Origin of the sequence: Pseudomonas rhizoryzae (assembly GCF_005250615.1) — a bacterium.
GTDB classification, from domain to species: Bacteria; Pseudomonadota; Gammaproteobacteria; order Pseudomonadales; family Pseudomonadaceae; genus Chryseomonas; species Chryseomonas rhizoryzae.
Genome location: NZ_SULM01000003.1, coordinates 243,887 through 259,118, shown reverse-complemented (window position 1 = coordinate 259,118; position 15,232 = coordinate 243,887). Strand labels below are relative to the sequence as shown.

The following is a 15,232-nucleotide window of genomic DNA, read 5'->3' as shown; positions in this document are numbered from 1 at the left end:
CGCGGAGCAGGCCGGCGGGGTCATGCCACCCCCAGGGCGCTGGCCACGCTGGTCACCACCTGACGCGCGGCCACGGGGCCGGCGTTGAGATAGAAGGCGTCGGTATCTACACGGATGGCCCTGGCTTGGTTCACGGCCTCCAGCCGAGGCCACAACGGCTGCCGCGCCAGGCTGGCCAGGGCGGTGCCCTGCTCGGCATAGAACAGCCAGTCGGCGTCGGCCAGGTCCAGCAACTCGGCGCTGACATCCCGCGAGGTGCCCTTGAAACGCTGCGCAGCCGGGCGGGTCATGCCCATGGCCTGCAGCAGGCCGCCGGCAAAGGAGTCCACCCCCATCAGCCGCAGGCGGGCACCGCTGGAAAACAGCAGGGAGGCGGAGGGCGGTTGGGCGCCGAGACGTTGGGCGATACCGGCGATGTCCCGGTCCAGCGCCGCGAGCTGCCCCTCCGCCTGTTGGCGTCGCCCCAGGGCTCCGGCCAGCAGCAGGAAGTCCGGCCGCCAGTTGCCGCCGGTACCGCGGGCCACGACGGTCGGCGCGATGCGTGAGAACAGCTCGAAGCCCCCGCCACGCAGGACGGTACGATTGAGCACGATGAGATCCGGCGCCAGCCGCGCCAGGGCCTCCAGGTCGGGCGCCTGGCGACTGCCCAGGTCGACCATGGCCGCCAACTCACCGGCGCGATCGGCATAGGCCGCGCGCAGGTAGGGCGGCGCCAGTTCGCGATTGTCCACCCGGGTGGTACCGGCCGGGATGATGCCCAGGCACAGGGCCGCGTCCAACTGACCGGTGGAAATCACCGCCACACGCCGGGGCTCCCGCAGCAGGGTGGTGCTACCCGCCACATGCTCCACCTGCCGTGGGAATTCGCCATCCGCAGCCGAGGCACGTGCGCACACCCGACCCGGCAGCCCGGCGAGCAGGGCGGTACCAGCGGCGAATTGCAAAAGGGCGCGGCGATCGAGCATGGCGGGGACTGACTGGGGAAGGAAAGAGGCCCGCCAGGCGGGCCAAGGCCCCGCGACGGGGCGGCTAGGATAGAGCATCTCCGTTGGGCTGGCATCCGCAAAGCGGTATCAGGCCGAGCGTCGCGCCCTCCGCTCGGCACCGTTCGCCCCCTCTCCCCTTGGGAGAGGGCTGGGGTGAGGGCTGGCTGCCTTGCTCAGAAGCTCACGCTGGCACTCAGCCGCGCCGTCCGCGGCTCACCCACCGCCACCTGCAGCGGACTGTTGGCGCTCGACGGGTAGTACTCCTTGTCGAACAGGTTATCCACGTTCAGCTGCAGTCGCGCCTGGTAGCCGGTCACCGGCAGGTCCCAGCGCAGGAAGGCGTCGGCTACGGTGTAGCTGTCCATATAGAAGCTATTGGCCGGATCGCCGGCGCGTTCGCCCACGTAGCGGGCGCCACCGCCGACGTGCCAGCTGCCTAGGTTGGAAGGCACCAGCAGGTGATGGGTCAGGTAGAGGCTGCCGCTGTGCTTGGGCGCCTGGGGCAGGCGCTTGCCCTCGTTGGCCGGGTCGTCGAGCACCTCGGTGTGATCGTAGGCATAGGTGGCGATCACGTCCCAGCGCTCGGCCAGGCGACCGGTGAGGTCGACTTCCAGCCCCTGAGAACCGACCTTGCCGGCCGCCTGGCTGATGCTCACACCGCCAACGCTGCTGGTGGTCACCACGTTCTTCTTCTCGATGTCGTAGAGCGCCACGTTCAGATTCAGCCCTGGCGTCAGGTCGTACTTGGCGCCCACCTCGAAGCTGCGGCCCTCTTCGGGATCGAAGGTGTTGCCGCGGTCGTCCACGGTGGTGTTCGGCACGAAGGAGCGACTGTAGTTGCCGTACAGCGACAGGCTGTCGGTGGCCTGGAACACCACGCCCGCCAGCGGCACGGCGGCATGATCGCGCTTGTCCAGATTGACCACGTGGTTTCTGCCCAGACCCTGGTCAGCGTATTGATCGAAGGACTGGTAGCGGCCGCCGAGCACCAGAATCCAGCGGTCGTCGAGATGCCAGTTGTCCTTGATGTACAGCGAGGTGGACTTCAGGTTGCTGTCCTGGTCGCTCTGGGTCGCGCTCAGCAGACTCGGCGGCGCCAGGTTGCCGTACACCGGCGCATTGATGTTGATGTTACGGCGCGAGGCATTGTTGTTGCGGTAGGTGTTGCCGCGGAATTGGTCGTTGTCCTCGTGATCGAGGCCTACCAGCAGGTCATGGCGTTGGCCGAAGAGCTCCTGGCGACCGATGAAGTCCCAGCTCGCGTACGTCGTCTCATAGTCGTAGTCGGCGCCGTTGGCGACCCGCAGCAGATTGCCATTCGCCGCCAGGGACACCGGCTGGGCGAAGTCCAGGCTGTAGCGGTCGTTGTTCCAGGCATAGGTCAGGCGCGTCTTCCAGTCGTCGCTGAGCTGGTACTCGAAACGGGCGCTGGCGGTTTCGGTGATGCCTTCGCTCTTCGCCCACTTCTCGTCGAGACGCTTGCCGTAGCTGGCGCTGCTCGGATGCCCATTGACGAACACCGTCCCGCGATCCACCGGGCCGGTGTAGTCGTTGTAGGAATAGGCCAGGGTCAGGCTGGCGCGCTCGCCGGTCCAGGACAGCGACGGCGCCACCAGGGTGTGCTGGTCCACGCCATAGTTGCGCCAGTAGTCCTCGCTCTGGCGCTCGGCGATGAGTCGATAGGCGAAGCCGCTGTCGCCCAGGGGGCCGGTAGTGTCCAGACCCAGGTTGCCGCCGCCCTCGCTGTAGGCCGAGCCGCTCAGGGTGGTGCGCTGCTGGTATTGCGGCTGCTTGCTGACCACGTTGATCAACCCGCCCGGCTCCAGGGCGCCATATAGCAGCGAGGCCGGGCCCTTGAGCACCTCGACACGCTCGACGGTGGCATCGAAGTTGTGCGACAGACTCGAACGCACCCCATCGCGGAAGATGGAGCCGTCGTTGTTGCTGCCGAAGCCGCGTTTGACGAAGGCATCCTTGGTGCCGGCCAGGGTATTGCCCTGGCTGACGCCGCTGACGAACTGCATGGCGTCGTCCAGGCTGCGCACCTCGAAATCGCTGAGGGTTTGCGGCGTCACCACCTGCACCGACTGGGCTTCCTCCTTGACCGGCACCTCGCTCTTGCTCGCAGTGGACGCCTTGCTCGCCCGATAGCCCGTGTCCGCGTCACTGGCCGTGGTGGAGATGTCCATCGGGGCGAGGGTGGTGCTCTCCGCCGCCAGCAGGCCGGAACTGGTCGCCAGGGCCAGGGTGCTGAGGGCGAAAGGAGCGAAGCGACGAAGGGCTCTGGGCTGGGTGTTCAAGGGCGGTCTCGGTGGCTGGGAAGGGGAGGGTCGGCGATTCTAAGTTGATAGCCATTCTCAAGTAAATCGATTCCCGAACCGTTGGTGTCCTGGCGCGTTGCCGCCCATCACAAAGCGCAGGTATAATGTCGCGCTCCTAAATTTTCCCGCCCGGGAGCGCCCGCCATGCTGCGCATCAGCCAAGAAGCCCTGACGTTCGACGATGTTCTCCTCATCCCCGGCTATTCGGATGTCCTGCCGAAAGACGTCAGTCTCAAGACCCGCCTGACCCGTGGCATCGAGCTGAACATTCCCCTGGTGTCCGCCGCCATGGACACCGTGACCGAATCCCGTCTGGCCATCGCCATGGCCCAGGAAGGCGGCATCGGCATCATCCACAAGAACATGACCGTCGAGCAGCAGGCCGCGGAAGTCCGCAAGGTCAAGCGCTTCGAGGCCGGCGTGGTGAAGGACCCCATCACCATCGACGCCGACGCCAGCGTGCGTGACCTGTTCGACCTGACCCGCCAGCACAACATCTCCGGTGTACCGGTACTCTCCGGCCGTGACCTGGTGGGCATCGTCACCTCCCGCGACGTGCGCTTCGAGACCCGCCTGGACATCCCGGTGCGCGACGTCATGACTCCCAAGGATCGCCTGGTGACCGTGCGCGAAGGCGCCGACAAGCAGGAAGTCCGCGAGCTGCTGCACAAGCACCGCATCGAGAAGGTGCTGATCGTCGACGCCGCCTTCGCCCTCAAGGGCATGATGACCGTCAAGGACATCGAAAAGGCCAAGGCTTACCCCAACGCCAGCAAGGACGACGCCGGTAGCCTGCGCGTCGGCGCGGCCGTCGGTACCGGCGCCGAGACTCCCGAGCGCGTCGCCGCCCTGGTCGCCGCCGGCGTCGACGTCATCGTGGTCGATACCGCCCACGGTCACTCCAAGGGTGTGATCGACCGCGTACGCTGGGTCAAGGAAACCTATCCCCAGGTCCAGGTGATCGGCGGCAACATCGCCACCGCCGAAGCCGCCAAGGCCCTGGCCGACGCCGGCGCCGATGCGGTCAAGGTCGGCATCGGCCCGGGCTCCATCTGCACCACCCGCATCGTCGCCGGTGTCGGCGTGCCGCAGATCTCCGCCATCGCCAACGTCGCCGCCGCCCTCGAAGGCACCGGCGTTCCCCTGATCGCCGACGGTGGCATCCGCTTCTCCGGTGACCTGTCCAAGGCCATCGTCGCCGGTGGCTACTGCGTGATGATGGGCTCCATGTTCGCCGGTACCGAAGAGGCTCCTGGCGAGGTCGAGCTGTTCCAGGGCCGCTCCTACAAGTCCTACCGTGGCATGGGCTCCCTCGGCGCCATGGCCCAGACCCAGGGCTCCAGCGACCGCTACTTTCAGGACTCCGCCTCCGGCGCCGAGAAACTGGTCCCCGAAGGCATCGAAGGCCGCGTTCCCTACAAGGGCCCGCTGGCGGCGATCATCCACCAGCTGATGGGCGGCCTGCGTGCCTCCATGGGCTACACCGGTTGCGCCACCGTCGAGCAGATGCGCACCAAGCCGCAATTCGTGCGCATCACCGGCGCCGGCATGGCCGAATCCCACGTCCACGACGTGCAGATCACCAAGGAAGCGCCCAACTACCGCGTGGGCTGATTCCTAAACTGTTTGTACTTCTACGTTGCGATTCGGGGCTGTCTAGACAGCCCCGAATCGTCTGAACCTAGCGCTCACCGAGACCTGGCCATGTCCCAAGACATCCACGCCCACCGCATCCTCATCCTCGACTTCGGTTCCCAGTACACCCAGCTCATCGCCCGCCGCGTGCGCGAGCTGGGCGTCTACTGCGAACTGCACCCTTTCGACATGGACGACGCCGACATCCGCGCCTTCGCTCCGCGCGGCATCATCCTCGCCGGTGGTCCCGAGTCGGTCCACGAGGTCGGCAGCCCCCGCGCACCCAAGGCCGTGTTCGACCTGGGCGTCCCGCTGCTGGGCATCTGCTACGGCATGCAGACCATGGCCGAGCAGCTCGGCGGCAAGGTCGAAGGCTCCAATGTCCGTGAATTCGGCTACGCCAAGGTCGACGTGGTCGGCAAGAGCCGCTTGCTCGAAGGCATCGAAGACCACATCGACGACGACGGCGTACTCGGCCTGGACGTCTGGATGAGCCACGGCGACAAGGTCGGCAAGCTCCCGGAAGGCTTCCACATCGTCGCTAGCACCCCCAGCTGCGCCATCGCCGCCATGGGCGACGACGAGCGCGCCTGGTACGGCGTGCAGTTCCACCCCGAGGTGACCCACACCAAGCAGGGCGGCCGCATCCTCTCGCGTTTCCTCAAGGACATTTGCGGCTGCGAAGCCCTCTGGACCCCGGCCAACATCGTCGAGGACGCCATTGCCCAGGTGCGCGCCCAGGTCGGCGGTGCCAACGTGCTGCTGGGCCTCTCCGGCGGCGTCGACTCCTCAGTGGTCGCAGCCTTGCTGCACAAGGCCATCGGCGAGCAACTGACCTGCGTCTTCGTCGACAACGGCCTCTTGCGCCTGCACGAGGGTGACCAGGTGATGGCCATGTTCGCCGAGAACATGGGCGTCAAGGTGATCCGCGCCAACGCCGAACAGCGCTTCCTGACCAACCTGGAAGGCGAAGCCGACCCGGAGAAGAAGCGCAAGATCATCGGCCGCACCTTCATCGACGTCTTCGACGCCGAAGCCAGCAAGCTCGACAACATCAAGTTCCTGGCCCAGGGCACCATCTACCCCGACGTCATCGAGTCGGCTGGCGCCAAGACCGGCAAGGCCCATGTCATCAAGTCCCACCACAACGTCGGCGGCCTGCCCGAGGAGATGAACCTCAAGCTGGTCGAGCCGCTGCGCGAACTGTTCAAGGACGAGGTGCGCAAGATCGGCCTGGAACTGGGCCTGCCCTACGACATGGTCTACCGCCATCCCTTCCCCGGCCCTGGCCTGGGCGTGCGCATCCTCGGCGAAGTGAAGAAGGAATACGCCGACCTGCTGCGCCGTGCTGACGACATCTTCATCACCGAACTGCGCAAGGCCGACTGGTATCACAAGGTCAGCCAGGCCTTCGTCGTCTTCCAGCCGGTGAAATCCGTCGGCGTGGTCGGCGACGGCCGCCGCTACGCCTGGGTCGTCGCCCTGCGCGCCGTGGAAACCATCGACTTCATGACCGCCCGCTGGGCCCATCTGCCCTACGAGCTGCTGGAAAAGGTCTCCAACCGCATCATCAACGAAATCGACGGCATCTCCCGCGTCACCTACGACGTCTCGAGCAAGCCGCCGGCGACGATTGAGTGGGAGTGATGGCTAGAGCCAATAATCCCTGGCTCTAGCTTGTGCGGTAAAACAATAAGGCCCGGATCGCATCCGGGCCTTATTGTTTTGAGGTTGTCAGCGCTCTTTAGCATGCTCGCGGCTGGCTAGGTCGAAAATTGGTCTAGAGCTCGAGGTTCTTCCCGCTAGACCGATAGTCTTTCGATCCTTTACCAGACGGCGACTAGATAGATATTGTGATCGGCATCGCATTAGGTGTGGTGTCGAATCGCCCGCAGAAATGATCCCCGCACCTGTTACTTTCGCTGTCCGGTCTGGCAAAGGACGGTCGTTCGATTTCGCGTAAGGCTGAAGCATGGATAAGAAAGCGCTTTCCGAAAGGGATATCTGCAGCAAGTTCATTTCCCCCGCTATTGGCAAGGCCGGCTGGGATCTGCACAGACAGGTTCGAGAGGAAGTCACCTTCACCAAGGGGCGCATCATCGTCCGCGGTAAGCTGCACAGTCGGGGTGAGTCGCGACGGGCCGACTACATCCTCTACCACCAGCCGAACCTGCCCATCGCAGTCATCGAAGCCAAGGACAACAAACACTCGCTGGGCTCCGGTATGCAGCAGGCACTCGGTTACGCCGAGGCGCTGGATGTTCCCTTCGTATTCTCCAGTAATGGCGATGGCTTTCTGTTCCACGACCGCAGTGGGACCGGAGCTCAAGTGGAAACCGAGTTGAGTCTAGACCAGTTTCCTAGCCCTCAAGAGCTCTGGCAGCGCTATTGCCAATGGAAGGGATTGAGCGGCGAGGCTCAACAGAAGATTGCAGCGCCCTATTACGACGATGGCTCCGGGCGGATGCCGCGTTACTACCAAACCAACGCTATCAATCGGACGGTAGAGGCGGTAGCCAGAGGCCAGGATCGCGTCTTGTTGGTAATGGCGACAGGAACGGGTAAGACCTATACGGCCTTCCAAATCATCTGGCGACTCTGGAAATCGAAGCAGAAGAAACGAATCCTCTTCTTGGCTGACCGCAATATCCTGGTCGATCAGACCAAGAATAACGACTTCAAACCCTTTGGCCAGGCGATGACCAAGATCGCCAAGCGCCAGATCGATACGTCCTACGAGATCTATCTTTCGCTCTACCAGGCGGTGACGGGCTCCGAAGAGGAGCGGAACGTCTACAAACAGTTTTCCCGCGACTTTTTCGATCTGATCGTGATCGACGAGTGCCACCGCGGCAGCGCAGCCGAAGACTCCGCCTGGCGTGAAATTCTCGAATATTTTTCGGGGGCTACCCATATCGGCCTAACGGCGACACCTAAGGAAACCCGAGAGATATCAAGCATCACCTACTTTGGTGAGCCGGTTTATAGCTACACCTTGAAGCAAGGTATCGAAGACGGCTTCCTCGCGCCCTACAAGGTGGTGCGCATCGACTTCGACAAGGACCTGCAGGGTTGGCGTCCGCCCAAGGGCATGCGCGACAAGAATGGCGAACTGATCGAAGACCGGATCTACAACCTCAAGGATATGGATCGCCAGTTGGTGATCGAGGCGCGTACGCAATTGGTTGCCCAGAAGGTGACCGAGTTTCTCCGGGCAACCGATCCGTACCAGAAGACCATCGTCTTCTGCGACGACATCGATCATGCCGAGCGCATGCGGCAGGCGCTGGTCAATCTCAACAAGGACCACGTAGCGCAAAGCCGTAAGTACGTCATGCGAATCACGGGAGATGACAAGGAGGGTAAGGCCGAACTGGATAATTTCATCAATCCAGAACAGCGTTATCCGGTCATTGCCACCACCAGCAAGTTGATGACTACCGGCGTCGATGCCCAAACCTGCAAACTCGTGGTGCTCGATCAGCACATCAAGTCCATGACCGAGTTCAAGCAGATCATCGGTCGGGGCACGCGCATCAACGAAGAGTATGGCAAGTACTGGTTCACCATCCTGGACTTCAAGAAAGCTACCGAGCTCTTCGCTGATCCCGCATTCGACGGTGAGCCCGTGGTGATCTATGCACCGGAAGGTGGCGAATCTCCCGTACCGCCGGACAATCCATCAGCGGAGGAAGACGGCATCATCGATGGTGACGGGTGGCTACCCGACGAGGAGGAAGAAGGCGAGGGCCAGCAGGGTAGTAGAAGGCGTATCAGATATGTTATCGACAACCTGCCCATCTCCGTCATCGCCGAACGAGTGCAGTACTATGGGCCGGATGGCAAGCTGATCACCGAATCCTTGCGTGACTACACCCGTACCTGCGTGCAGAAGCAGTTCGCGTCGCTGGACGACTTCCTCAAGCGCTGGAGCGCTACGCAGCAGAAGAAAGCCATCATCGACGAGATGGCTGCCCAAGGCGTGATGTGGGAGGCATTGGCGGAAGAGATCGAAGCCAAGCGCGGGCAGACGCTCGATCCTTTCGACCTGGTCTGCCATATCGCCTTCGATCAGCCACCCTTGACCCGCAAGGAGCGGGCCGAACAGGTGAAGAAGCGCAACTACTTCGCCAAGTATTCGGGTGCTGCACGGCAGGTCCTGGAGGCTCTGCTCGACAAGTACGCAGACACCGGTATCGAGCACATCGAAGACATCAAGATCCTGCAGCTCGATCCTTTCAATCGGATCGGCGCACCTGTGGAGCTGGTCAAGGCCTTCGGTGGCAAGCCGGGCTATCAGCAGGCGATCAAGGAGTTGGAGCAGGAGCTTTACGGCTAAATCCGCCCAAGGGGCTGGTATCCTGTAAGGCAGTTACCTGGTCTGGCGGCAGGCTCCCGTTTGAACGGGAGTTGATCGGCCAGCGGGTAGTACCCAAGCCTGTCGCTAGACCCTGATCTCATCGCTCGGGTGCCCCTAGATCCAGCATTACGCCTAATCCTGGCCGAGCGGTGTCGCCGCAGTGGTCTGGCGCGGCATTGATATCCGTTCAGGAAATACGCATGTCCATCAGCAGCACCATCAAATCCATCCAGGACATCATGCGCAAGGACGTGGGTGTCGACGGCGACGCCCAGCGCATCGGCCAGCTCGTTTGGATGCTCTTTCTCAAGATCTTCGACGACCGCGAGCAGGAGTGGGAACTGCTCGACGACAGCTATCGCTCGCCACTGCCGGCCAGCTGCCGTTGGCGAACCTGGGCGGCCGATCCTGAGGGCATGACGGGTGAGGACCTCAAAGGCTTCATCGACAACAACCTGTTCCCGCAGCTGCAGAATCTTCATGAGTACAGCACCAGCCCGGCCGCGTTCGTGGTGCGTGGCGTCTTCGAGGACGCCTACAACTACATGAAGTCCGGCCACCTCATCCGCCAAGTGATCAACAAGATCCAGGAGGGTGTGGATTTCAACAAGGCGCAGGAACGGCATGCCTTTGGCGACATGTACGAGCAGCTACTGCGGGATCTGCAGAACGCTGGAAATGCGGGCGAGTTCTACACGCCGCGCCCGGTCACCGAGTTCATGGTGCGTATGGTCGATCCCAAGCTGCACGAGAAGGTCATGGATCCGGCCTGTGGCACCGGTGGCTTCCTTACCTGCACCATCGAGCACAAGCGCAGCCGCTATGTGAAAACCGCCGAGGATGAACGCGCACTGCAGGCCAGCATCTTCGGTGTTGAGAAAAAGCCGCTGCCGCACCTGCTGGCCACCACCAATATGATCCTGCACGGCATCGAAGTGCCCAGCCAGATCAAGCATGACAACACCCTGAGCCGCCCACTGATCAGTTGGGGGCCGAGCGAACGGGTCGACTGCATCGTCGCCAACCCGCCATTCGGTGGCATGGAAGAGGACGGCATCGAAAGCAATTTCCCCGCAGCCTTCCGCACCCGCGAAACTGCCGATTTGTTTCTGGTGCTGATCATGCACCTGCTCAAAGACGGTGGCCGCGCCGCCGTGGTGCTGCCGGATGGCTTCCTCTTCGGTGAAGGCATCAAGAGCCGTATCAAGGAAAAGCTGCTCACCGAATGCAACCTGCACAGCATCGTTCGCCTGCCCAATGGCGTGTTCAACCCTTACACCGGCATCAAGACCAATCTGCTGTTCTTCACCAAGGGCACGCCTACAAAGGACGTCTGGTTCTACGAACACCAATATCCGGCGGGCTATAAGAGCTACTCCAAGACCAAGCCCATGCGCATCGAGGAGTTCGCCGTCGAGGAGACTTGGTGGGGCAGTGAAGCCGATGGCTTTGCCGCGCGGGTGGAGAATGAGTTCGCCTGGAAGGTCGGCTTTGAAGAGCTAAAAGCCCGCAACTGGAATCTGGACTGCAAGAACCCGTACGTCGGTGAGCAGATCAGCCACGACCCGGACGAGCTGCTGCGTAATTACGCCACGCTGCTAGGCGAAATCGGTGAGTTGCGTGACCAGCTCAAGGCCGTGCTGAACGAAGCGCTGACTCGGGCTTAGCCTTCACGGAGGAAGACCATGAACAGTGAGATCGTGATTTACCAAAGCGACAGCGGTAGCATCAGCGTCAAGCTGGAGCGAGAAACCGTCTGGCTCAGCCTGCAACAGATGGCCGAGCTCTTCGCCAGGGACAAATCCGTGATTTCCCGCCACCTGCGCAACGTATTCGCCGAAGGGGAATTGGAGCGCGCCGCAGTGGTTGCAAAAAATGCAACAACTGCCGCCGATGGCAAAACCTATCAGGTCGAGTTCTTCAACCTCGATGCCGTGCTGTCGGTGGGCTATCGGGTCAACTCCAAGCAAGGCACGCGCTTCCGCCAATGGGCCAGCCAGGTACTCAAGCAACACCTGACCCAAGGCTACACCCTCAACCGCGAACGCTTCGAGGCCAACGCCCGCGAGCTGGAAGCGGCGCTGGAGCTGGTGCGCAAGACGGCACGCGCCCCCGAGCTAGATAGCGAGGGTGGCCGTGGGCTGGTGGAAATCGTCAGCCGCTACACCCAGACCTTTCTCTGGTTGCAACGCTATGATGAAGGCCTGCTTAGCGAACCCGCCGGCAGCCCCGGTGGCGAGTTGCCCAGCCTGGCCAGTGCGCGCCAGCACCTGCAGGAGCTGAAAGCCCAGTTGATGGCCCGTGGCGAAGCCAGCGAACTGTTCGCCCGCGAACGCGGCGAAGGCCTGGCCGCGCTGCTCGGCAACCTGCAGCAGAGTGTATTCGGCGAGCCGGCCTACCCCAGCCTGGAAAGCAAGGCCGCGCATCTGCTGTATTTCGTGGTCAAGAACCACCCCTTCGCCGATGGCAACAAACGCAGCGGCGCCTACCTGTTCGTCGATTTCCTGCACCGTAACGGTCGCCTGCTCGATGCCCAGGGCAACCCGCTGATCAACGACACCGGCCTGGCCGCGCTGACCCTGCTGGTTGCCGAATCCGCCCCGGCGCAGAAAGACACTTTGATTCGCCTGATCATGAACATGCTCGCCCCGGAACCCCGCCCATGACCGCCTTGCTCACCGATAACCTGCCGCTGCTGGCCGGCGCGCCCAATGGCATCAAGAAACTGCGTGAGCTGATTCTGGAACTGGCGGTGCGCGGCAAACTGGTGCCGCAAGATCCGAATGACGAGCCGGCCATTGAGTTGCTCAAGCGGATTGCCGAGGAAAAGGCGCGGTTGGTGGCTGAGGGGAAGATTAAGAAGCAGAAGCCGTTGCCCGAGGTTTGCGACGCTTCAAAACACTTTGACCTTCCTGCCAACTGGGCATGGGCTCGGCTTGGCAGCCAAGTACTGGAAAGTGGCGCAGGCTGGAGTCCTAGCTGTGAGTCGAGTCCAAGATCAGGCAGTGAGTGGGGGGTGCTCAAAGTCAGCGCTGTTTCATGGGGCGTTTTCCGACCAGAAGAAAACAAAGCGCTACCAGCCAATCTGGATGCCCGGCCTGAGCACGAAGTAAGAGAAGGTGACTTTCTGGTATCTCGTGCAAATACGGCAGAGCTTGTTGCTAGAAGTGTGGTAGTCGAGGCCGCTCCGTCGAATTTGATGCTTAGCGACAAGATCGTTCGACTAAAGCTAACTTTTCTCTGTGAACGACGTTACGTGAACTTGGTAAACAGCGCTCCATTGGCCAGGGCCTATTACAGCCAAGTTGCTGGTGGCACTAGCAGCTCCATGAAGAATGTCTCACGCGAGCAAATCCTCAACTTGCCGTTGGCACTTCCCCCACTCGCCGAGCAACACCGCATCGTCGCCAAAGTCGATGAGCTGATGGCCCTATGCGACCGGCTAGAAGCCCGGCAGACCGATGCCGACAGCGCCCATGCCCAACTGGTGCAGGCGCTGCTGGACAGCCTGACCCAGGCCCGCGATGCCGAAGACTTTGCGCAAAGCTGGCAGCGCCTGGCCGAGCACTTCCATACCCTGTTCATCACCGAATCCAGTATTGATATCCTGAAGCGAACCTTATTGCAACTGGCGGTGATGGGAAAATTGGTGCCCCAAGACCCTAATGATGAGCCGGCGAATAAGTTGCTTAAGCGGATTGCAGAAGAAAAAGCGCGACTTATCTCTAGAGAAGGCTTAAGGACGACTGCGAGAGAGGACGTTCCAGAGGCTGAGCAATACTTCCCGCTACGTCCCGGCTGGCGGTGCTGCCGGCTTGGTAACCTTGCTCGTTTCATTGACTATCGAGGCAGAACGCCTACAAAAACTTCATCTGGCATTCCACTCATCACTGCCAAAAATGTGCGCCAAGGGTTTATCGGTAGAGAGCCTCAGGAATTCATTGCTAACGAGGAATACTTATCTTGGATGACAAGGGGGATTCCTCGGGTTGGTGACATGCTCTTCACAACTGAAGCTCCGATGGGGAATGTTGCAATAATTGATATCGTAGAGCAATTTGCATTGGCTCAGCGCGTAATTTGTTTTCAGCTTCATGAATTGAAAATTGGTCCATTTTTGAGATTGGTAATGATGTCCTGTGGCTTTCAAACGCAGCTTTCAGGTGCTGCCACAGGTATGACTGCAACTGGTATCAAATCTTCTCGCCTCAAGGAAATACCCGTTCCAATACCCCCACTTGCCGAACAACATCGCATCGTTGCTAAAGTCGATCAACTGATGGCCCTATGCGACCAACTCAAAGCTCGCTTCAACCAAGCCCGTCAGGTACAAGAGCAGTTGGCTGATGCCTTGGTCGAGCAAGCCGTAGCCTAGGCTCTGTACGAAAAATGCCTGCGCTCGGTGATGCTTCGTTGAAAAAGGCTTCGGAATGCTCATTTACCACTCGTAAGCTCCGCTTCCTCAGCCTTTTTCGCCTCGCCTGACCTTCGCTCGGCGACTTTTCGTACAAAGCCTAAAAAGGAATGCAAGGATGCCTATCCGTACCCAAATCTGGACCGTCGGCGCGCAACCCGCCCCGCTCAAGAGCGCGATACTGCCCAGCGAGCAGTTTCTCGAAAACATGATCGTCAGCGCCCCGGCGTTGCTATCCGAGGATTGGCTGCTGATCGGTCGGCAGGAAAGCACCGGGCAGGGTGGGCGCATCGACCTCCTGGCCTTGGCGCCGGATGCCTCGCTGGTGCTGATCGAACTCAAACGTGAGCGTACCCCGCGTGAGGTGGTGGCCCAGGCATTGGACTATGCCGTGTGGGTGGAGCGGCTGCAGGCCAACGAGATCGAGGCCATCTACCAACGCTTCAAGCCTGACGCCAATCTGGCTGCGGACTTCCAGGCCCACTTCGGCGCTCCTCTGGATGCCGAAGCCTTGAACCAGAACCATCAGATCGTCATCGTCGCCGCCGAGCTGGATGCCAGTAGCGAGCGTATCGTCGGCTATCTGAGCGAGCGGGATATCGCCATCAATGTGTTGTGCTTCCAGGTGTTCCAGTTGGGTGAGCAGCAACTGATCAGCCGCGCCTGGCTGTTCGATCCCGTCGACGCGCCCCAGGCGAGCAGTGCCACCAAGCCGGGTACGCCCGCCGAGCCGTGGAATGGCGAGTTCTATTGTTCCTTCGGGCATGGCCAAAGTCGCTCCTGGTCCGAGGCGCGGCAATACGGTTTCGTCTGTGGTGGTGGTGGCAGCTGGTACAGCAACAGCCTCAAGATGGTGGCGCCCGGATACCGGTTGTGGGTCAACGTGCCGGGCGCAGGCTACGTTGGGGTTGCCAGAGTGGTAGGCCATGCCACACCTGCGGCTGATTTCCGCGTGCTGCACAACGGCGAGGAACGCCCGGGCCTGGAGGTATTGCAGGCTGATTATCATCGCGAGTTGGTGGATGATCCCGAGCGCTGCGAGTACTTCGTCTCGGTTGAATGGCTCTATAGCCTGCCACTCAACGAGGCGGTGAAGGAGATTGGCCTCTTCGGCAATCAGAACACCATTTGCCGTCCCACGACGCCCAAATGGCGCTGGACCGTCGAGCGGCTAAAGGAGCGTTTCAAGTGGGACGATGCTGAACAAGGCCATAGCGTGGAGCCCTTGGCGTAAGGCCTACGCTTTGTCTGAAAACAGCCTGCGCCTCGGTGAGGCTGCGTTAAAAATCATCTCGGAATGCTCGTTTACCATTCGTAAACTCCGCTTCCTCGGTCTTTTTCGCCTTGCTTTCCCTTCGCTCGGCGACTTTTCAACACACCATAAGCCCCGTATTCATCGGGTTGACCTGAGTTACTCGAAAATTCTCGATGGAGCGCCGGGAAGACCTGCTCAGGCCCGAGTGGGGCAAGGTGTTTCGGGATTGCAGTCGCGAGGAGACAGGGTTGAATCAGGGTT

The 15,232-nt window shown here is 61.4% G+C and carries 9 protein-coding genes; 7 read left to right on the top strand and 2 right to left on the bottom strand.

Going from position 1 to position 15,232, the window contains the following annotated elements; genetic code table 11:
• Nucleotides 1–20: 20 nt before the first annotated feature.
• Nucleotides 21–965: an ABC transporter substrate-binding protein gene (locus FAZ11_RS05775; RefSeq protein ID WP_058774137.1), complete on the bottom strand. Its 945-nt coding sequence runs from the start codon at nt 963–965 to the stop codon at nt 21–23.
• Between the two features lie 194 nt (nt 966–1,159).
• The gene (locus FAZ11_RS05770; RefSeq protein WP_058774138.1) at nt 1,160–3,286 is read right to left on the bottom strand and encodes a TonB-dependent siderophore receptor; all 2,127 of its coding nucleotides are present in this window, start codon (nt 3,284–3,286) and stop codon (nt 1,160–1,162) included.
• 165 nt (nt 3,287–3,451) lie between these two features.
• On the opposite strand from FAZ11_RS05770, the gene guaB reads away from it, so the two are divergent.
• The 7 genes from guaB (at nt 3,452) to FAZ11_RS05735 (ending at nt 14,950) form a co-directional block, all read left to right on the top strand.
• Nucleotides 3,452–4,921 carry an IMP dehydrogenase gene (gene guaB / locus FAZ11_RS05765; protein WP_058761857.1) on the top strand — a complete coding sequence of 490 codons (1,470 nt, stop codon included), beginning with the start codon at nt 3,452–3,454 and terminating at the stop codon, nt 4,919–4,921.
• Between the two features lie 90 nt (nt 4,922–5,011).
• Complete coding sequence (guaA, locus tag FAZ11_RS05760; protein WP_058774139.1) at nt 5,012–6,589, top strand: glutamine-hydrolyzing GMP synthase; 1,578 nt, start codon at nt 5,012–5,014, stop codon at nt 6,587–6,589.
• A 325-nt stretch (nt 6,590–6,914) separates the two neighbouring features.
• On the top strand, nt 6,915–9,281 hold the full coding sequence (hsdR, locus tag FAZ11_RS05755; RefSeq protein ID WP_058774140.1) for an EcoAI/FtnUII family type I restriction enzme subunit R: 2,367 nt from the start codon (nt 6,915–6,917) through the stop codon (nt 9,279–9,281).
• Nucleotides 9,282–9,502: 221 nt separating this feature from the next.
• Entirely contained in the window at nt 9,503–10,969 is a 1,467-nt protein-coding gene (locus FAZ11_RS05750) for a type I restriction-modification system subunit M (protein ID WP_058761854.1), read from the top strand.
• A gap of 18 nt (nt 10,970–10,987) precedes the next feature.
• Entirely contained in the window at nt 10,988–11,968 is a 981-nt protein-coding gene (locus FAZ11_RS05745; protein ID WP_058761853.1) for a virulence RhuM family protein/type II toxin-antitoxin system death-on-curing family toxin, read from the top strand.
• A complete protein-coding gene (locus tag FAZ11_RS05740; RefSeq protein WP_081320079.1) occupies nt 11,965–13,677 on the top strand; it encodes a restriction endonuclease subunit S in 1,713 nt (570 codons plus the stop codon). The genes FAZ11_RS05745 and FAZ11_RS05740 overlap by 4 nt, the downstream gene beginning before the upstream one ends.
• Before the next feature lie 157 nt (nt 13,678–13,834).
• Complete coding sequence (locus FAZ11_RS05735; protein ID WP_058761848.1) at nt 13,835–14,950, top strand: PDDEXK family nuclease; 1,116 nt, start codon at nt 13,835–13,837, stop codon at nt 14,948–14,950.
• Nucleotides 14,951–15,232: the final 282 nt, after the last annotated feature.

What these genes read in the sequence shown, in the direction of transcription:
- FAZ11_RS05775 (WP_058774137.1), bottom strand. Translation starts at nt 965, where the DNA reads ATGCTCGATCGCCGCGCCCTTTTGCAATTCGCCGCTGGTACCGCCCTG.
- guaB (WP_058761857.1), top strand. Translation starts at nt 3,452, where the DNA reads ATGCTGCGCATCAGCCAAGAAGCCCTGACGTTCGACGATGTTCTCCTC.
- guaA (WP_058774139.1), top strand. Translation starts at nt 5,012, where the DNA reads ATGTCCCAAGACATCCACGCCCACCGCATCCTCATCCTCGACTTCGGT.
- hsdR (WP_058774140.1), top strand. Translation starts at nt 6,915, where the DNA reads ATGGATAAGAAAGCGCTTTCCGAAAGGGATATCTGCAGCAAGTTCATT.
- FAZ11_RS05750 (WP_058761854.1), top strand. Translation starts at nt 9,503, where the DNA reads ATGTCCATCAGCAGCACCATCAAATCCATCCAGGACATCATGCGCAAG.
- FAZ11_RS05745 (WP_058761853.1), top strand. Translation starts at nt 10,988, where the DNA reads ATGAACAGTGAGATCGTGATTTACCAAAGCGACAGCGGTAGCATCAGC.
- FAZ11_RS05740 (WP_081320079.1), top strand. Translation starts at nt 11,965, where the DNA reads ATGACCGCCTTGCTCACCGATAACCTGCCGCTGCTGGCCGGCGCGCCC.
- FAZ11_RS05735 (WP_058761848.1), top strand. Translation starts at nt 13,835, where the DNA reads ATGCCTATCCGTACCCAAATCTGGACCGTCGGCGCGCAACCCGCCCCG.